16 protein-coding genes are annotated in these 20,140 nt (G+C 38.1%); 3 read left to right on the top strand and 13 right to left on the bottom strand.

Going from position 1 to position 20,140, the window contains the following annotated elements; genetic code table 11:
* Positions 1-31: 31 nt before the first annotated feature.
* A complete protein-coding gene (locus KK487_RS02825) occupies positions 32-2,098 on the bottom strand; it encodes a catalase (RefSeq protein WP_215521977.1) in 2,067 nt (688 codons plus the stop codon).
* 873 nt (positions 2,099-2,971) lie between these two features.
* Between KK487_RS02825 and KK487_RS02820 the strand changes: the two genes are divergently transcribed.
* Positions 2,972-3,352, top strand: coding sequence for a hypothetical protein (locus KK487_RS02820; protein WP_215521976.1), 381 nt, complete (start codon positions 2,972-2,974; stop codon positions 3,350-3,352).
* 41 nt (positions 3,353-3,393) lie between these two features.
* Here the strand turns inward: KK487_RS02820 and KK487_RS02815 are convergent, their stop codons facing one another.
* The gene (locus tag KK487_RS02815; RefSeq protein ID WP_215521975.1) at positions 3,394-5,502 is read right to left on the bottom strand and encodes a TonB-dependent siderophore receptor; all 2,109 of its coding nucleotides are present in this window, start codon (positions 5,500-5,502) and stop codon (positions 3,394-3,396) included.
* Positions 5,503-5,749: 247 nt separating this feature from the next.
* On the opposite strand from KK487_RS02815, the gene KK487_RS02810 reads away from it, so the two are divergent.
* Positions 5,750-6,487 carry a DUF4198 domain-containing protein gene (locus KK487_RS02810; RefSeq protein ID WP_215521974.1) on the top strand — a complete coding sequence of 246 codons (738 nt, stop codon included), beginning with the start codon at positions 5,750-5,752 and terminating at the stop codon, positions 6,485-6,487.
* Between the two features lie 138 nt (positions 6,488-6,625).
* On the opposite strand, the gene KK487_RS02805 is transcribed toward KK487_RS02810, so the two are convergent.
* From KK487_RS02805 to KK487_RS02770, 8 genes are all read right to left on the bottom strand, one after another.
* On the bottom strand, positions 6,626-7,675 hold the full coding sequence (locus KK487_RS02805; RefSeq protein WP_096038163.1) for an AI-2E family transporter: 1,050 nt from the start codon (positions 7,673-7,675) through the stop codon (positions 6,626-6,628).
* 168 nt (positions 7,676-7,843) lie between these two features.
* Positions 7,844-7,984, bottom strand: coding sequence for a hypothetical protein (locus KK487_RS02800; RefSeq protein WP_013464101.1), 141 nt, complete (start codon positions 7,982-7,984; stop codon positions 7,844-7,846).
* 160 nt (positions 7,985-8,144) lie between these two features.
* The gene (locus KK487_RS02795) at positions 8,145-8,891 is read right to left on the bottom strand and encodes a CPBP family glutamic-type intramembrane protease (RefSeq protein ID WP_096038162.1); all 747 of its coding nucleotides are present in this window, start codon (positions 8,889-8,891) and stop codon (positions 8,145-8,147) included.
* 382 nt (positions 8,892-9,273) lie between these two features.
* On the bottom strand, positions 9,274-10,302 hold the full coding sequence (locus tag KK487_RS02790) for a hypothetical protein (protein WP_013464099.1): 1,029 nt from the start codon (positions 10,300-10,302) through the stop codon (positions 9,274-9,276).
* 11 nt (positions 10,303-10,313) lie between these two features.
* The gene (locus KK487_RS02785) at positions 10,314-10,742 is read right to left on the bottom strand and encodes a hypothetical protein (RefSeq protein ID WP_013464098.1); all 429 of its coding nucleotides are present in this window, start codon (positions 10,740-10,742) and stop codon (positions 10,314-10,316) included.
* 205 nt (positions 10,743-10,947) lie between these two features.
* Entirely contained in the window at positions 10,948-11,274 is a 327-nt protein-coding gene (locus KK487_RS02780; protein WP_096038161.1) for a hypothetical protein, read from the bottom strand.
* 480 nt (positions 11,275-11,754) lie between these two features.
* A complete protein-coding gene (locus tag KK487_RS02775; RefSeq protein WP_013464095.1) occupies positions 11,755-12,729 on the bottom strand; it encodes a transposase in 975 nt (324 codons plus the stop codon).
* Between the two features lie 169 nt (positions 12,730-12,898).
* Entirely contained in the window at positions 12,899-13,303 is a 405-nt protein-coding gene (locus KK487_RS02770; protein WP_215521973.1) for a hypothetical protein, read from the bottom strand.
* 416 nt (positions 13,304-13,719) lie between these two features.
* Here KK487_RS02770 and KK487_RS02765 point away from each other — a divergent pair, with 416 nt between their 5' ends.
* On the top strand, positions 13,720-14,058 hold the full coding sequence (locus KK487_RS02765; RefSeq protein WP_252190551.1) for a DUF6957 family protein: 339 nt from the start codon (positions 13,720-13,722) through the stop codon (positions 14,056-14,058).
* A 147-nt stretch (positions 14,059-14,205) separates the two neighbouring features.
* Here KK487_RS02765 and KK487_RS02760 read toward each other — a convergent pair whose 3' ends face one another.
* From KK487_RS02760 to gcvH, 3 genes are all read right to left on the bottom strand, one after another.
* Positions 14,206-16,368, bottom strand: a complete 2,163-nt coding sequence (locus KK487_RS02760; RefSeq protein ID WP_215521972.1) for a YecA family protein — start codon at positions 16,366-16,368, stop codon at positions 14,206-14,208.
* Between the two features lie 303 nt (positions 16,369-16,671).
* Positions 16,672-19,563 (bottom strand): aminomethyl-transferring glycine dehydrogenase, encoded by a 2,892-nt coding sequence (gene gcvP, locus KK487_RS02755; protein WP_215521971.1) that lies wholly within the window; start codon positions 19,561-19,563, stop codon positions 16,672-16,674.
* Between the two features lie 151 nt (positions 19,564-19,714).
* Positions 19,715-20,104, bottom strand: a complete 390-nt coding sequence (gcvH, locus tag KK487_RS02750) for a glycine cleavage system protein GcvH (protein WP_013464091.1) — start codon at positions 20,102-20,104, stop codon at positions 19,715-19,717.
* Positions 20,105-20,140 lie beyond the last annotated feature (36 nt).

Below are 20,140 nucleotides of genomic sequence, written 5' to 3'. Positions count from 1 at the left end.
GGCTAGTTCTCACTAGCCCTTGTTATACGATTTATCGACTCCAATACCTAAGGTTACGAATTTTTGAGACAAACTCACTTGCGGAAATTTTATTTAAATCCAACCAGCCATCATCAAGTTGTCCATTTAAACCAGTAGCCTCGATTAAAGGAGCTGCTTTATCACTAAAGCCGATATACTTCATATGTGCATAAGCATCACTGACAAAATCTTTCGCCTCCGGTATTTCAGCAAGCTTTTTAGCGCCTTCATTAGTGGTAAGCAGAACTATTGCGTCGTAAAGCACCGAAGGTCCGCCGTTAATCACCTGATCGGCCTCAACAATCTCGCCATTACTATTTTTAGCACCACCAACTTGAGCCGCAATAACTTCATGGCTTGCACCTTCCTCTTTAAGGCTTTGTATTAATAAGTTAAAGGTTTCAGCATCAAAACCATCACTTACTAATATACCAAGCTTCCTGCCTTTAAATGTATTTGGCGCATTTTTTAAAATGCTTAGCGCATCAGATACTGGTAAATCTTGACGGGTATCAAGCGCCGCTTCTGCCGCATCTGGCATAGTTTGTAAACCTAAACCCAATGCAACTTTCTCAGCAAGCTTGTTATCAATGTTTAACAGATGAGAAACCACGCGTTCTCTGATACGTAAATGCTCTACTTTAGATAACTCAAAAATTAAAGCGTCTTGAATATGCGTTTGCTCAACGTCGGTTTGACTTAAATAAAATTGTCGTGCTTGGCTATAGTGATCACTAAATGTTTCTGAGCGATAGCGTAATTTACCACCGTCAGTTTCAGATTCTGAGCTTTTGAATCCGTGTACAGGGCACTCTCGCGGGTTGTTTTCACCCCCGCTGAATGAATTAGGTTCGTAGTTAACCCGGCCTTTAGGGTTCTGCATTGCCATGTGGCCATCTTGAAGAAAATGTCTCATCGGGCATTTTGCTGCATTAATAGGAATTTGTGTGAAATTAGGCCCACCTAGGCGTTTGGTTTGTGTATCTAGGTAAGAAAAATTACGGCCTTGCAATAAAGGATCAGGAGTAAAATCAAGTCCTGGTACTATATTCTGTGTGCAAAATGCAACCTGTTCGGTTTCTGCGAAGAAGTTGTCTACGACTCGATTGAGCACCATTTTACCAATAATTTTAACTGGTACTTGCTCTTCGGGTATCAGTTTAGTGGCATCAAAAACATCGAACTCGAACTCTTCAGCAAATTTTTGATCAAATACTTGAATGCCCAACTCCCATTCTGGATAGTCTCCACTATTAATTGATTCCCACATATCACGACGATGAAAATCAGGATCAGCGCCATTTAATTTCAATGCCTCATTCCAAACCACTGACTGCATACCGCCTTTAGGTTTCCAGTGGAACTTAACAAATTTTTCTTCACCTTGTGCATTAATAAACTTAAAAGTATGAACGCCAAATCCTTCCATAAACCTTAATGAGCGCGGGATAGCTCTATCTGACATTGCCCACATAACCATGTGCATGGATTCTGGCGACAAACTTACAAAATCCCAAAAATTATCGTGGGCTGTTTGCGCTTGTGGAAAACCACGATCTGGTTCTGCTTTTGCGCTATGTATAAGGTCGGGAAACTTCATCGCGTCTTGAATGAAAAAAACTGGGATATTATTGCCTACCAGATCCCAATTACCTTCCTGCGTATAAAACTTAACGGCAAAACCTCGCACATCACGTGCTAAATCAGGCGATCCCTGATTACCCGCCACTGTTGAAAAGCGTGCAAAAACAGGTGTTTTTTCACCTTTACGTTGAAAAATATCAGCAGAAGTCAAATCATCTAAAGCATCATACGTTTCAAAGTAACCATGTGCTCCATACCCTCTTGCGTGAACAACTCGCTCAGGAATTCGCTCGTGATCAAAGTGAAACAACTTTTCTCGTAACACATGATCTTCCAATAGTCCTGGTCCGCGTTGACCTGCTTTTAATGAATTTTGATTATCACTAATAGGGCAACCTTGTGCGGTTGTCATTACGGGATGGTCTTTATTAGCTTTTTGATGAAGCTCTCCTGCATGTCCTTTATTATTTGCGTACTTAAATGACTCTGCCATAACTTTTCTTCCTTAAATGATTTTTTGATTGCTATATTTTTAAAGGGTTAAAAAACAATAACCAAGCAAAAAAAAGACCATATCTAAATAGCTTTAAAATCAATAACTAAGAAAGAAATGAAAATGTTTTACCAATACAAACTATAAAAATTACACAACTAATGTAAGCTTTCCTCAGAGCATCATTTTATTCAATTACTAAGCAATCAGCTTGTTCTTATTTTCATTATTACTGTATTTTTACAATGATAGATTTAGTGAGGACTTTGTCTTTATTGAGGGCTCAGAAAGGTTTGAACGTAAATGTTACTCGGCTTTATTCTTATTTAAAATAGCGTTCTGCTTTTGTACATGTCAGTTTAGGTAATAAAAATTTACTCGCTTTATCTGGGCATAGTTTCTTTAAACGGCTTACTGCATAACACCCACACCTTGATAAAGTATATAACTCTTATTTCTCAGTAACACCTAGCGTAGATTTATAACTCAACTGATAAAGCACCTTAAGCAATAACATCTGTCTCTGCGGATGAGTGATAGATTTGACCGAGTAAATTACTATATAAACAATATAAAAGATTTTTAAAAAATGATAAAAACATCTTTATTCCTTTAAAAACGCATCTAATAGTAATTATTTAGTCAATTACCTAACTCAGTTATGCGCTGCATTGATATTAAAATATTGATGCTAATATACTTCAAAACTATCCAATCAATTACAATTGTATTTTAATAATTCAGTAAAGAGTCAGGCCAATTTTGTTATCACTGTTGTTGCATTTTTTCGGTGCTGCATGAGTCATAAAACGCCTTGCTTAGCCTTTAATACAAAATGCTATTTTCTATTGTAACCAGGGCTACTCACGCATTATGACAACAAGCTTTTTAAGTCAATCACAACAGGTCGCACTGCAACAAGCACTTATCAACAGTAAACTGTTAAACAGCGACGTAGTAACGAGTGATAACCCACCATCACAAGAACAACAAGCCTATGGCTGTATCGCTGTAATGCTCTATCGCTTTAATTTACAAAAAATCAAATGGCCCTCTTTTTTAAAAGCAGCTATAAACACTGCAAGTAATGAGTGCCTGTGGTTAACTCGCGAACTTGCCAGGTGCCAGCAAAGCTACAAAGCCCAGCCTAATGACGCTGTAATAATTGAACAATCTGCATTCTTTAGTGGTATTTTTAGCGAAGAACTCGCCTATATTGACACTTTACTTGGAACAGATGCAAAGCCTGAATAGAGTGATGGGGCAAGCATCGTTAAGCCTGCCCCAAGGATAAATTAAAAGCTATATTTTAAGCTCAGCTTATAATTAACTGGCTCACCGGGTTGAGTCCAAATTGCAGAGTAAGAATTTGAGTAATATTCTTTATCAAGCACGTTATTAATGTTCAGTTGTACCATCACATCTTCATTAACGTTGTAAGTTGCGAACAAATTCACCAACGTATACGAAGGTAAGTAATACGTAGGGTCTATGGTTTCACCTAAGCGTTCCCCCTCATACTGAACAGCTATACCAACGCTTGCATTTAAATCGATTAAATCATTTAATTCTCTTTTAATACGCGCATTTGCACTGTGTTTAGGAATATTAAGTAAAGGGCTACCTTTTGGTAATTTTACCCACCAATCTGTATTAACCGTGTCGTTTGCTGTTTTTGCATCGGTGTAGGTATAGGCAAAATCAAATGACGTGCGCTCTGTAATATAACCGTGTAAATCAAACTCAACGCCTTCGCTAGTTACCTCGCCTAACGCCGTCGACACGCCTGCTTGCAAATCTGTGGTCAACATATTACTTTTTTCGGCGCTAAATACAGTAAAGCTGCCATTTAGGTTATCGGTGCTAAATTTAACACCCGCCTCAATAGAGGTTGTCGATTCTGGCTCAAATGCATCACCATTTATATCGTAACCACTGTTTGGCCTAAAACCTTCCGAGTAACTGCTGTAATACTGTATGTCGTCTGAGTAAGCATACACCAAGCCTACTCGTGGGCTAAATGTACTCTGATTGCTTTTAGACTGACTTTGATTAATGTGATTATCTATTTGCTGATCAAACCAATCATAACGACCGCCTACTTGGACTTTCCACTGCTCAGTGATGTCGATTTGATCTTGAATATAAACCCCGTAACTGTGCTGTACTTCAGTGCTGTTAAATAAAAGTGAGCCTTCGGGTGCTGTTTGCCCATACACGGGGTTATACATATTGATTGCATAGCGCGTATCTTCAAGCGTAGGGCGGTATCTGTACCAAAGTTTGTCAAAATCAAACTTGCTGGCATCTGCGCCAATTAATAAGTGATGGGTAAACCCAGCAGCAGTAACGCTACCACTTAGCTCAGTGCGCGCTGAGATGTTTTTAGTTTGAAAATCACGCTCGTTATGTTGCCGACTTAAGGTTTCGCCATCAGTAAAATAAAGCTGCCTGCTAGGGGCGAGTTCAGCATCACTCGATTCGCTTATAAATTTAGAATCGCTATAGCTAAGCCCATTTAAAAGTGACCATTGCCCTATTTGATGCTCAAAGGTCAGTTGATGAGAAATCGCATCAACCTCTGTTGGTTCATCGCTTGGCTCACCTAAAAACATTTCAATAGGTAATGCGTCTATCTTCCCATCTAGAGCAACAATACCACGGTCAAACGTCACATTCTGATCAACATACTCTAGTTCATAATTTAATTTTGTTGTGTCGGATATTAACCAAAGAACTGAAGGTGTGATCACTGTTTTTTTATTTTCGTGGTAGTCTCTAAAACCCTCACCGTCTTCAATTGCACCGTTTATTCTAAAAGCAACTTGATCATTAATTGCATTAGTGTAGTCGCCTTCAGCGCGATAACTTTGCCAGCTCCCTGCAGATACTTTCAAAGAGCCTTGTTCTTCAAACTGTGGCTTTTTAGTAATGATATTAATAGTACCGCCAGGCTCAGAACGGCCATAAAGAGCAGAGCCAGGCCCTTTCATCACTTCTACATAATCAATATTGCTAGTATCGCGGGTACCACTAAAACTTCGACCCGATGAAAAACCATTAATTAAAAAGCCTGAAGGTATATTCTCATCGCCTACTAACCCACGTATTGCAAAGCTTTCCCACAATCCACCAAAATCATTTTGTTCAGAAATACTCGGCGTTAAATCAAATATATCGGTGAGTGTAGTCACTCCTGCGTCATCGAGGTTTTCTGCTGATATAAACTCAATACTTTGTGGTTGCTCGCTTAAAGGCACATCGCCACGAAAAGCTTGTCTAACCCCCGAAACCGCTATTTTCTCAATGTTATCTGATGCTGAAGCTGCGTATACAGAAGGCGCTAAAATGGTACTTATAGCAATTGTTAGGGCTGATATTTGGTATCGATTTATTAAGTTCATTCTATCTCTTAGATATCATACAAGCTTAATCGGTTAAGTTTTCACTAAAAAATTTTTTAACTAGAGCCGATTAAACAAGCACGAAATACAAATGGTAATAATTGTTATTTGCAATAATATACAAGCAGAATAAAAAGAGCTACCCTACAGCAACAAATTTTACAAAGTTATTAGGGGTTGTTTTTATTTTTGAGTTAAACGTATTCAACATCGAAAAATAAATACCTCCTTAAATTTAGAGAAAAAAATGAAAATATTACCCTTCGCCTGCATGGCATTAGTCACTTCAATATCAAGCGCATACAGCGAACAAGCACAGGCTCATGCAATATGGTTTGCAGAGCGCTCATCACAGGTAGCCTTTATATATGGCGAAGGCGCACAAGATTTAGATACCGTAAAACGACAAAATAAAATTAAAAGCATTACTGGCTATAATAAAAACTGGCAACAAAAAAACGTAAAACTTATTGAATCAGGGCCTATGATGCTGCTAAGTGATAAAAGCGTTTATGCGGTTACTTGTCTGCTCGATAATGGGTTGTGGAGTAAAACAAAAGAAGGTGAATGGTTTGCTAAAGGTCGAGATGAAATCCCCAATGCACTATTAAGCGAACATACTAAAAAGTACGCAGTACATTTGCGTGGCCCGCTTGCCCAAGTACCTGCACTTAAAAATCAGCAATTACAAATCCTACCTGTAGGTAACGAATTTTCAGATCAAAAAGGCGCAATAGTCAGCTACCGCATAACTTTCAATAGCAAAGCGGTTCAAGGCGCTAAAGTAATCAATGATTTAGTAAACGACCCAGATCAAGAGCCAATAATTAGTAATGATGACGGCTTGGTCACATTGCCATTGCGTAACCAAGGCTTAAACGTAGTAGCCGCAATCTATGACGAAAAAAGCACAAATTTAAATGTATTTGATAAAACAGAGCATTTAGCCACACTCTCATTTGTTTTACCCCATGCTGCAGAGTAAAAGCAAACCTCGCCGCTCAACATTAAACAGCCATCTAACCAATATGTTTTATGTTGGCTACACAAGAGTAACTTGTTAATTAATAGGCATAAAAAGTGGCAAATTATATTTATATAACTTGCCACTTTCTTTAACGTATCACTGCCCTAATGGTTGGATTTTCTCTTTTAAAACATCCCGTATATAGAGCATCTGCACTGTGACAATAATTGATACTAACAACGGCGTTGAAAGCGCCAAGCCATGAATTCCAAACATAGCGCCCATCAATAATTGCCCACCAAGCATAACTGCTGGCGGCAATGAAACAGCTGTTCTTTGTACAAACGGTGTTATTACATTACTCTCGAGCACTTGTACAACACCGTACACGACTAGTACATACGCAGCTTGGGTTGGGCTATTGAGTAACGCGACTAATACCGCAGGTATCAAAGCGGCAATAGGTCCTATAAATGGCACAAACGATAACAAACCCGCAAGCAATGCCAACGCCATTATCAATTTCATATCAATAAGCCACAAACCTAACGCGGTTAAAAGCCCGACCACAATCATTGATGTTGCACGGCCCATTAACCATAACTTCAATGCATAATATACACTGTGCATTACTTCATTTATGCGGCTGCGTTTATCACTTGGAAATAAAAATAGCACCCCTTTTTTATAAGGTTTAGGGTGCAATGCGAGGTAAAAACCAATAAATAAAATAACAAATATATCAGCAAGTGAACCAAATAAAGTAGAAAAGACCCCGGAAACTTCCCCCATCAGCTTTCTTGGTGAAAGTGGTGCTTGTTCCCATTGCCCTTGCGCCCACTGAAGCAGAGCCTCGCCCCACTCTTTACCCTTCAAGTAACCTTCTAACTGTTTTACCCCACCAGTTATTTGCTCTCTAAGCTGTAACAACTGATCCATAATAGCAGGGCCAACCAAGTAGCCAGCAAGTATTAATAACCCCAATACGGTAGCAGTAACAAGCATTACCAGTCCCCATCTGGGTAAAGGTAGCCAACGCTGTAACAGGCTCGCAAGCCCTATTAAAAAAACACCAAATAAAATCCCGCCAAATATAAGCAATAACACATACGATAATTGCCACAGCAGCATAAATAAGCCTATTGCTAAAGCTGTAATGCCAATGGTTGCTAATAGTCTGCGAATATAGTTGCTATCAGAGCTCATTGCTTCTCCCTTTGCTTGGTATGGCATGCACTTAATAAAGTTAATGCCTATACATTCAATGCAATTAAAATTTTGCAAAGTACAGTTTTATCAGTTTTAGTGCTTTTTTAACAGTCTCCTATATAAAACGGCTCGTTTTGTTATGAAGGAAAGACACCGTTTACAGGCTCAATTGATATGGCTGAATGCGTGAATGTGGCTAAAAATAATACTGACACTAAACGATGACAGAGCCGATAACCAAAGGCTCAAATTCATAGGGCGTTCTTTACCCAAGCCATAGCGCATATTCTCACCAATCGAGGCCATTACTAGGTCCATAGCCATATTTAAATTGGTTGAAAAAGTAACAATACTTGGTTTTTGAATAAAAACATCAAGAAAACACAGCTGCCTGCTTGAATGGAACTTTCTAATGTCACTTGCAAAACGAGCCTTCTTTGAGAACTCTTTTAAATTAAACTTTTAATTAAATTAGCTGCCCAACAAAGTTAACACTATTATGGGCTAAAATAGGGAACACCAAACTCCCTGTGCGCTCTCTTAGCCAAAGCAAAATAAAACCGTAGCCACCTGTTAATAAAATAGCGGGGAAAGAAAAGTGCCACTCTCCACCATTAAACATAACGCCATGAACTAGTCCAAATAACACCACTAAGAGCAACCCTGCAATGTTAATTGACGCACCACCTAAACTGTAGCGTTCAGATATAATTGCCAAAGATATACAAAATAAAAGAATCCCTCTAAACATAGGCTCTTCATCAAAGCCTGGCATTGTTGCTTGATAAAGTAAGGTTTCTAAATCGTAATTAGGTTCACCACTCCAAAAAAGTGATACAACTATCTGTAAAATGATAAACAAGCACATAACTGTAAAAGCGGGTTTTATAGAATTTTCATTTTGCTTAAAAGTAAAACCAGCATCTGCAATACGAAAGTTAGCTTTAAATTTAACTAAAGCTAATAGTACGACTAACCAAAGGATTATTGCCGCTACTTTTCCAGACCAATTCCACGACATATCAGGAAAAAGCATATCCAAGAGAATAACCTTTCCACCTTTAAACAAAGCAAAAAAGTAGCAAACTAAAATACCTAACGAAATCAAAGACCACATTAGATTTAAATCAACTTTTTTAATTGCTTTTAATATCAAAACTAAAAGTAATATAACGCCGACATTTGCAAATAAACTTATAAATAGATCTTCCATGAATACCTCTTTTATAAAAGGCTATTTCTAGCACTTATTTTATTATTGTTTTAAGTAGTACCTAATACTAATCCTAAATTAGGTACTGTTAAACAATTAGTTATAAAAGAGGTAAGCACTCTAGGTACAAACAGGGTGTTTACAGCAATTAATACTTTTATGTGTCTTTAAGATGGGTATATTAAGGCTGGATATGTCGTATTGTATTCAAGGCAAAGACAAACATCCCTGCTTGACCAGAGGTTTTCAATGGCCGCCCTTCGGCTTTTGGTTTTCTACTGAATATTCAGAATATGTTTGGATATTTTAACCTCCTCAATATTATAAGGAGGTATTTAGGTCAAATGGAAAAAGCACTGTTTGACTAAATTAGACCCTGTAACTAAACATGGCGAAGGTACCTTATGCATTCTTTCTCAGAAGACGATGTCCAGCCGCTACCCAGTATCTGAATAAGATAATTTTTCAGAGCTTTATTTAGTGATAGAGCTTGCTTAATAAGAGGATACCTACCTGTTCTAATCAACTCTATATAAGCAATTGCTATGTCATCAACATCTGTAAAATACTTATCATTCAACTGTATAAAAACAGCCATTACCTTATCTAATTCATATGTACACTCAGTAATTAAAGCACTCGCCATTTTATTCTCATTAGTAGAAAAAACATTAGTAAAGCGAGGTATAAAGCTTCTGGCAAACTCCCCATCTGGGCCTGCAAGTTCAATATATACTTGATCAGATATAATAGAACCCAAAACTCCACCAACAACAACACCTACTGCTACACCTATAGGCCCAAACCAGATGCCAGCAGTCGCGCCCCCAGCGGCGCCTCCAGCAAAGCCACCTCCAATGTTAGTTGCTTCACGTCCTGCCGCTTTGAGTTTATTATCTGAACTACTAATATTATAAACTGCGATACATATAGAAAGTACCCATAAGCTTCGCCCTGCTTTGCCTAAGTTGTTTGCTTTGGCGCTAACGTTAGGGTTTGCCTTCCCTGCACTTTGAACTATCTTTTTATAAATAGATGAAGCTTCTGATTCATTTAGCTCGCCAAAACCTTTACCGAACTGGCTTTTTGCATATTTATCTAGTAATACCTCTAAATTCAAACCACTGGCCTTTAACTTAACAACCTTAGCTTTACCAATATCACTAGTTTTACTGCGAGAGACAGCCATGATTTCATTTCGCATTTCATTCGCAGCTACAGCAGCTTGTTTAGGTGTTATGACTCCAGTCTTATAAGCATTAACTAATTCCAAAGACATTTTTTTTGTCTGTTCCATATATAGCGCCCTTACTTTTGAATCATTTATGAAACGACTACCAAAGTTAATTGCTGCTACTTCCATTTGCCTAATACTAGTTTCTACATCTTTGTCAGAAATAAACGAGTCCATGTTTGTAAACCTTAATCTTTTATTGTTAGATAGCTTGGTGATAATTTATTTGAGTAACGAAGGCCATTTGAAGGTATTGCATGAGAAATATGCACTTTTTTTTTGTCGGCAATAATTAAATTATTTATCGAATCCCCCCAAAATTTGAATTCAATCGTTTGATCATTTTTAATTATTAAATCTTTCAAAATCCCTGGAGAATACGGCTTCGAGAGTTCAACACTTTCAATAACCTCACCTTTTGAATCAATCAAAGTAATATATAATGTCTCCTCGTATGGAGAATCATCGGAGGTAAAGAATATATACGTGCAATTTTTTCTTTTAAATATTTTTTCTACCTTCTTTCCATATAATACTTGTTGGTTTTGCAGGCCATCAAAATGTACTTGTAATTTTTCTTTAACTTTATTTTCTGAAAAAAATGTAACTTCTTCCATAATTAAATCCGTTTAATATTAGATATTAACAATATTATATATTTCCCCAATTAATGTACACCTTTGAAATAGAGTTACTAAATCTCACTCAAAACTACTTTGTCAAAATACGGAGTTTATTTATATAGACCAAAAGAGACCTAACAAGCTCATCCATTGACCTTTTTCCTTTTATTTAGTCCTTTGCTCTTTAAAATCTAAGTCTTTATTCAAAGAATACAGATGAAAACATTAATAGTGCGCAAAGCATAAAAATTACAAAATACACTTTAAATAATCTCGAGACGTGAGCTGGTACCTTGTCTCTATCACTTAATAAATTATACCGTTTTGCATACCAATCAAATAAAAATACACTGCCATAATGAAGTAAACCATGAAGCGCCATAAAAATATTTAGGGAATAGTAGCGATTTCCATGCTCTAAAATATCTTCAACCGTTCTGAGCTTTTTTGCTTTTAAATAAAAAGCTAAAGGTAAAAGAATGATAAAAATAACACTTAAGCCAACACCAAAAAATATCAAATCCATTATTTAATCAACAAAGAAGAAAAGTAGTCAATCTAAACAAAGTAGGCCATTAAGCATGCTAATAAAAACATAAGGCTAAATGTTATAAACAAAATATAATAAAGCTTAAACCACATCTGCAAATTTTTGGGTACTTTCTCTCTCTCCTCTATTACCTTATAACGTCTAGCATACCAATCGAATAGAAATATAGAACCGTAGTGCAATGCTCCGCTACCAGCAGTTATGATATTTAATGAGTAAAAACGATTTCCATCATCTAGAACATCCTCTATCAACCGTGTTTTTTTATCTTTTATAGCTATTAAAATTGGTAATATTATAAAAAAGAAAAGACCCGCAGATGTAAGAAACAGAGTTAAAAACCACAACTTAATAGGCTCCATTACTTTTCAACAACCTCATATATTAACTCGCCTGCCCCCCCTCCAGAATAACCTCCAGCTTCGCTTGCCTCAACCCTATCAAAACCAAATGGGGTCAAATCTTGACTTCAGACATCAAACAATCTCGAAGTTTTCCGTATTGTAATTTAACCTTTTTATCTTCAACCATTAATGTATTCAACCTACCGACAGCTTTCGATATTGCCGAATAGTGTTCAACATTAAAAACAGCTGCTAAAGCCTGCAAATTTAATCCCGTTAAATCTTGGCATAATTTAATAGCAAACCAGCGTGGTAAGTTTTTCTCTTTTCGCCCCTTTTTAACCGTTATAATCTCATCAACTTCAACATTAAAGTGTTGAGCTAAGTAAGCAATTACATCATCTGCTGAGTGCTTTTTAGTAACAAGCTTTCTTTCGCTATCTGACTTGGCAATATAGTCTTTTATGTTTTCAATAAAGTCCTCACAACCCAAAACCGACAACAACTTTTTAGCACTATAAAAAGCGCTTATTTCTTTATTATTTTCAAATTCAACAAACTGTTTATAAGCAGCATATTTACGCTTTTTGCCTTGCAGTGAAAATATAAAATCTCGAACGAGCCATTTAGGCGTCGCTACCCTTTTAATGAAAGCTGAATAGCTAGACCATTTATACTTAGCAAGGTCTTCTACCAACGGTGTACTCGTTTCAATTGGGTTACGGTGAATGTACCGACTAACATGCAATAAGTAGTTATCAGCATCCACCAACACAGCTTTGTAGCGTCCTCTAAACAGCGCACCATCTGTATTATGTGTTCTATTAAAGTATTGAGTATAAAGGCCATTAATATGCTTCATGGCTCGGCCTAAATTAGCATCGGGAGTTTTTATTAGCAGGTGGTAATGATTGGTCATTAAACAATATGAATGCACTTCAATATTAAATCGAAGGCTTGCTTGCTCAATGCAATATAAAAAATATTTAAAGTCGTCATCACTCAAAAAGGTATTTTCACGCCCTCTTCCGCGATTCATCACATGATAAAATGCGTTCTCGTACTCTATTCGCAGCGGCCTAGACATAGCGATTCACTCAATAAGCTGTAAACTATAAATCTAGACCTTAGATGTCTGAAGTCAAGACTTGACCCCTTTGATTTTTTCAAGGATGATGGTGCCCAAGCCTACCCAACTCAGCGTTCCACTTGTCGATACTTTTGACTATCTCTTCGGTAATAATTCGCTGTTTCATTTATTTCTCCCAGCGATTATTGAAACCATGTCTTACCTGATAGATGCGTCCAGCAATAGTAATTTCATTAACACCCACTGGAATAAGGCGGTCTAAAGTAGTGATGAAGGTGTTTCCATCCTCAGTTTTTTCTTCATAGAGAATGGTCAAGTTTAAATCTTTCAAAATCCCATATAGCGGACTTGTTAATACAGTTGAAACGGAGTTGTATGGCACCAAAATGCTATCGATTTGGTTTAATGTAATAACACATCGCATTTTACCTAACAGAGTGTCTTTCGAGATCATGTCAGTATCTAAGCATTGAGGTAACATTTTTACTTTAAGTTGAGAATGAGTGATAACACTTCGACATAACTGCTTAAAGCTAGAAAAGGAATGTTCGCTTAGTTTGAGTGTATTCATAATTTCACCTTAAGTTTTTAATCACTTAAAACGAATAGAACACGCAAATGCAAAAATCAAGATAAAAAACAAACTTAACCCATTGTTTTTAAAGCTTTTAATAAGAATTAAAATATATATTTAATTTACTGTTTATTAATTAAATAATTAATAACATCATGTTTTTAAATAATTTAACTATCTATATATTTTTAGATAAATTATTTATTACAGACGATTTAGAACAAACTAAGCAAGAAAGTCACGCATAAACTTTTTTGTGATTTTTTTTCGATTCGTGTTTGAAATTAAGTAACAGAGCAAAGACCTCAAATTCTCTGAGTGAAAATAATCCATATTACCTCCATGCTTTTGCCTATATTTTTAAAAAGTACTGAGCTAGGATTTACGAAAACCAACACTAGAACGAGCTTAATATGGCAACAACAACCGTTTACGATTGGATTATTGTTTCCGTGTATGACCGCTATGATCAACATGATGAAGATACGTTTGTAGGTAAGGTTTTATATGGCTTCGTACTAGATGACCAAACCTACAGGTTTGCACCCAATGATTATGTCACTACATCCCGTATTGAAAAATGTGATCTGAACAGAGGCATTGTTGAAACACATAGTGGCAGCGTCTATGTGCTTCAGGGGGCGGGAACAGATGCAAAAATTGATTTTCGTGATTTTGAGTTGCTGCGAATGGGTTACAGCCCGCTACAAATCTCTAAATTGAATTCGGTACCAAACGATATTTTTCATTGATACTTAGGTAGTTTGTAATTACAAACTACCCAAACGAATACTTAACCTACTACTTAAAGTGATTGAATATTTTAGATGTCAGCTCAATGAAAATTTCCAGTATGCTTTAAGACTTAAACAGAGATTCAAAGTTGAACTCAAGTAAATTTACATACAGCATTTTTTAAATTTTTTGCCGCTATTACATGGGCAGAGTTCGTTTCTACCTATCTTTTTTCTTCTTTTGTTTTTTGCGTTAAAATCTATGTGCTTTTGCGGTTTGGGCAAATACCTTACAATTTCTCCCATCTTGGCAGAGTATTTCCACTCAAAATCTAAAGTAACACCAAATCTAAAAGAGCCGTCATCAGGGTGGAGACATAAGCCATGCCATTTACTAGCTTTAGAGGTATATTTTCTTCTCTCACAATGATCACCCAATGATTTTAGTGCTAGCTCTTTAGGGTGAGCATTTGAATGAATGGTAAACCCACAATCCGGCTTATCAAAAAACAATGTCAAATCATGTGTTTTACCGTCCTTTCTGGATAGTAATGTAATTCTATCAATAGCTTTATTGATATCATGGATGGTGTCGCCACTAAGTGAAAGAAGTAAAAATGCGAAGTCTATTATATTGGTGTTTTCTTTCTGTTCGATCTGTTTAATAACGCGATCTATAGGTGTGCCTTCGTACTCAGTTAAAATGCCCTCAGGAGTATCATTGCCGGGAATGCCTCTTCTACGCACCATCATAGCTAAATCTAAGTCAGCACAAATATCATCTCCTAGCTGCATATAAGATAAGTCATCTTCAATCCAGAGGTTCCTTCTAAGGTGGTAAGACAATACGGTTAGCTCAAAAGAGGCATGTACTTGTTTGTTATATGTTGCCCTACGATTTATATAGCTCAGAAAGTGAAGGGGTCTATTGAGCATTTCAGTTAGTGTATCTAAGAAAAACACATCCATTACATATGGTGGTAGAATTTCTTCGGAGACTTGTGTTTTGAGAAACTGGTTTGATTGAGTAAATAACGCAGGATAATGGTCTGATACCAAACAAGTAATATAAACCTCTTTTAATTTCCCCCTCCTTTCTACCAGTGTTCCATCTTCATGCTTTAGAGTATATTTATCTGGCTCCAGCATGAATTCAGCACAGGAATAACCTTGGTCATAAGCCGCTTGTACAGCCTTTTCAAAATCATTTTCTAGGTTACTTTTATTACCTTGTCTTGCTTGTAAAGTGAGCTTCTTAGACTTTGCTTGCAACACAATAGCTCTGTCTGCATATATAACCAAAACATCAACTTCTCCGGCAATGTTGCCATCAGAACCATAAATATTGATGTTCTTAAAAACATTCTTCTCACCAAAAACCTGAGTTAGTCGCTCATAAGCAAAGTCTTCAGTGAAGTCTCCTCTATTTTTTAATGCTGTAGACTTATACTTCGAGTCTTCTAAAAACCAAAAAAATGGTGTCTCATAAAATGCCTCAACTAAGGAGTAATATTGAAGTAATAAGAACTCCTCTTCATTTAACTTAATAATCGGATAAGCGTTAGTTATATTGAAACTGTCGATAGAGATATAGGTCTCATTTGAACCCGATGCCGTAAAGCTATTCAATACATTCTTAACGGTGTTGAGGTCATGTTTGCAGGCGTTAGCTACTTCTTTATAGGTAAATGTGAAGGCAGGTAAAAAAGTCCATTCTGACGGATCTTTTGCTACCATTTCTTCCATATTACGGTTTAAATGTTGATTTTGAATTTCCTCTAAGCAATAAATAACGTCATAAGCCTGCTGGAGCGTGTAGCCCCACTTCTTTTGAAAGAAATCGCTATCCTTCTCATATTTCTTCAAACAAAGATCTCTGTATTGAAAGTGGAATGCTGACTCGCCGCCATAAAAAATAGCTTCGCGTAACATTTCTCCACTACTAATCATTTCTCCCATTTTTTCCGGTTGAAATTGACCATTTTCAAACAGGTTTTCATGAGATGGCATCATAGAGACATGATACTCGTGCAAAAGCTTTTCAGCCTCTTCTGCGTATTTTTGTAAATCTTGCTGCGTGGGAATTTTGAAGTCTATTCCATGCTTAAATGCTAATCCAATAAGAGCTGATATTTCTGTTCGAACAAGTCGTTCCATTGAAAACTGCTGTAAAACATCTTCACTCTCAACACCTTTATCTAAATTGTATGAAAAGGTATTATCTCTATAGCAAAGATAAGCAATGGCGTGAACAAACCCAGAAGAAGCACACAACTCACTCAAATCTGTAAAAATAGCAGCTTCAGTTCTAACATCGTTATCGATCATAACATCCCTTTATTCATATAATTTTTAATACGTTAGCGTTCTCTCTAGTGATGATATATCCTTAGCACTAAAAACACGAACACCTACTCTAACTTTTCGATGTTGCATTGCTCCTATTGTGATATGAGCACAACGTTATGCTCATATTTAATACCCTCCTAAACAAAAAAAGGTGAGCACGAAGCTCACCTTTTCTATTCTTGTTGTGTCACAAACTTAATTCTAAGTCACAAACTTTATTAAAACGTTCACAAACTTAATTAAAACGTTCACAAACTTAATTAAGCGTCGACAATCAAAAAATTAGTCGCGGTATGTCTCAATCGGAGGACATGCACATACTAAATTACGGTCGCCGTATACGTCATCGATACGTGTAACGGTTGGCCAGAACTTATCTTTAGCAACTGCTGGTACTGGGAATGCAGCGTAAAAACGATCATACGCGCGGTCCCATTCATTACCTAACACATCAGCTTGTGTGTGCGGTGCAAATACCAGTGGGTTGTTTTCGATAGACCATTCACCTGAAATGATTTTATCAATTTCACCTTTAATCGATACCATCGCTTCGATAAAGCGGTCAATCTCGCCCTTAGACTCAGATTCTGTTGGCTCAATCATTAATGTGCCCGCTACTGGGAACGACATCGTTGGTGAGTGAAAACCGTAATCTTGTAAGCGCTTAGCAACGTCCATTTCTGTAATGCCTGAGGCTTCTTTTAATGGGCGTAGGTCAATAATACATTCGTGGGCAACGCGATTGTTGCGGCCACGGTATAAAATTGGGAAGTGCTTGCTAAGCTCATTGCTTAGGTAGTTAGCATTTACAATCGCCATTTCTGTCGCTTGTTTTAAGCCCTCAGAGCCCATCATGGCAATGTAAGCCCATGAAATAGGTAAAATAGCGGCAGAGCCATAAGGCGCTGCCGATACTGCGCCGTTACCAGCATTAGTACCTGGTACGTTAATTACACTGTGGTTTGGCATAAATGGCGCAAGGTGCGATTTAACACCAATTGGACCAACACCTGGGCCACCGCCGCCGTGTGGAATACAGAAGGTTTTATGTAAGTTTAAGTGCGATACGTCTGAGCCAATAAAGCCTGGGCTAGTAACACCTACTTGCGCGTTCATGTTTGCGCCATCCATGTAAACTTGGCCACCGTGCTGGTGAACAATTTCACATAACTCACGAATCGTTTCTTCGTATACACCGTGTGTAGATGGGTACGTTACCATGGCACATGATAGGTTTTCAGACACCTCAGCAGCTTTGGTTTTTAAGTCTTCCATGTCGATGTTGCCGTGTTTATCACAGTTAACAACCACAATTTTCATGCTCGCCATTTGTGCCGACGCTGGATTAGTACCGTGCGCAGAGCTTGGAATTAAACATACATTACGGTGCGCATCCCCTCGTGACTCGTGGTATTTACGAATGGCGATTAAGCCTGCGTATTCACCTTGTGCACCTGAATTTGGTTGCAATGAAACTGCGTCGTAACCGGTAATGTTAACTAGCCAATCGTGTAGCTCGTTAATCATTATTTGGTAACCTTCTGCTTGATCTAGCGGGCAGAATGGATGAAGGTTAGCAAATTCAGGCCAGGTAATTGGGATCATTTCAGCGGTCGCGTTTAGTTTCATGGTACATGAACCTAACGAGATCATAGAGTGATTAAGCGCTAAATCTTTGTTTTCAAGACGCTTAATATAACGAAGCATGTCTGTTTCGCTGTGGTAACTGTTAAAGTTTGGATGCGTTAGAATTTCATCATCACGCACTAGGCTTGCAGGAATAGAGTCACTGCCATTTGCTTCAACATCCGCGGCAATTGCATCTACGCTTAGGCCGTGGCCTTCGCCTAAAATAATATCAAATAACTCGGCAATGTCTGCACGTGTTGTGGTTTCTGATACTGAAATTGAGTACTCGCCCGCATGGTTAGCAGCAAAGTTAACGCCTTTAGCCACAGCACGCGCAATCACGTCGGCTTTGTTTTCATCAACAACAGTTAATGTATCAAACCAAGTAGTGTGCTTAAGTGTCACGCCTTTTGCTTTTAAGCCAGTTGCTAAAATATCAGCAAAACGGTGTATACGCTGCGCGATAGTTTTTAAGCCCTGCGGGCCATGGTATACCGCGTAAAACGCCGCCATGTTGGCAAGTAATACTTGCGCAGTACAAATATTTGAGTTGGCTTTGTCGCGACGAATGTGTTGCTCACGGGTTTGCATTGCCATACGCAGTGCATCGTTACCTAAACGGTCTTTTGATACACCAATAATACGCCCTGGTAATGAACGTTTGTACGCATCACGTGTTGCAAAAAATGCTGCATGAGGACCGCCGTAACCCATAGGTACGCCAAAACGCTGTGCTGAACCCAGTACTACGTCGGCGCCTAATTTACCTGGTGCTTTTAATAGTAATAAGCTCATGATGTCGGCTGCTACACAGGCAATCGCTTTTTTGCTTTGTACGCCAGCTATTAGGTCTGTTATGTCAACAATTTCGCCTGATGTTGACGGGTATTGGAATAACGCACCAAAAATATCGTGGTTCACAGCATCGGCTGCTTTACCTACAATAATTTCAAAACCAAATTGCTCTGCACGGGTGCTCACTACGTCAATGGTTTGCGTGTGTACGTCGTCGGCAATAAAGAACGCATTGGCTTTTTTAGCTTTAGATACACGTTTTGCAAGGCCCATTGCCTCGGCTGCAGCAGTTGATTCGTCAAGAAGTGAAGCACTTGCTAAATCTAGGCCGGTAATGTCTAAGGTCATAGTCTGGAAATTTAATAGTGACTCTAAACGCCCTTGTGCAATCTCTGGCTGATACGGTGTGTACGCTGTGTACCAACCCGGGTTTTCAAGTACGTTACGTAAAATTACGTGCGGTACGTGAGTTGGGTGGTAGCCTTGGCCAATATACGATTTGAAAACTTTATTTTTGCTTGCTACTGATTTTAAATAGCTTAGTGTTTCAACTTCGGTGCGGCTTTCGCCGATATTAAGACCTTGCTCAAGACGAATACCAGCAGGTACAGTTTGACCGATCAGCTCTTCAACGCTCGATACTTCAAGAGCGCTAAGCATGTCGTTTACTTGCGCTGGGCTTGGCCCAATATGGCGGCGAATAAAATCTTGCTTTTGCTCTAATTGTTCAAGAGATTTGGCGTTTGACATGTGTCCAGATTCCTATGATCCTAAATACTAATGGGTAACTAGTATTGATTAAAATATGTGATGATTTGGCAACTTACTGAGTATGGTAATAAGCTGTAAAATCATAAAAGCCCCAATGTTTTAAATAGAGGGGCTTTTAACTAACTAACGATTACTCTTCGTCAATAGTGTGTGCGTAGCCTTCTGCGTCGAGCAAGTTATCAACTTCAGATTCGTCAGATGCTTTAATGCGGAATAACCAACCGTCGCCGTAAGCGTCGTTGTTTACTGTTTCTGGAGAATCTTCTAGCTCTTCGTTAATAGCAACAACTTCACCGCTAATTGGTGCGTAAATGTCTGACGCCGCTTTTACTGACTCTGCTACTGCACAGTCTTCGCCTGCATCGACTACGTCGCCTACTTCTGGTAATTCAACAAATACCATGTCGCCAAGCAGCTCTTGGGCGTGCTCAGAAATACCAACAGTGTAAGTGCCGTCGCCTTCATTACGAACCCACTCGTGTGAAGGTGCGTATTTTAACTCGCTAGGGATATTGCTCATTTTGTTTCATCCTTTGGTTTAGATTGGGAGAATACC

Origin of the sequence: Pseudoalteromonas sp. SiA1 (assembly GCF_018732205.1) — a bacterium.
GTDB lineage: Bacteria > Pseudomonadota > Gammaproteobacteria > Enterobacterales > Alteromonadaceae > Pseudoalteromonas > Pseudoalteromonas tetraodonis.
This window is presented reverse-complemented; position numbering and strand designations above follow the sequence as displayed.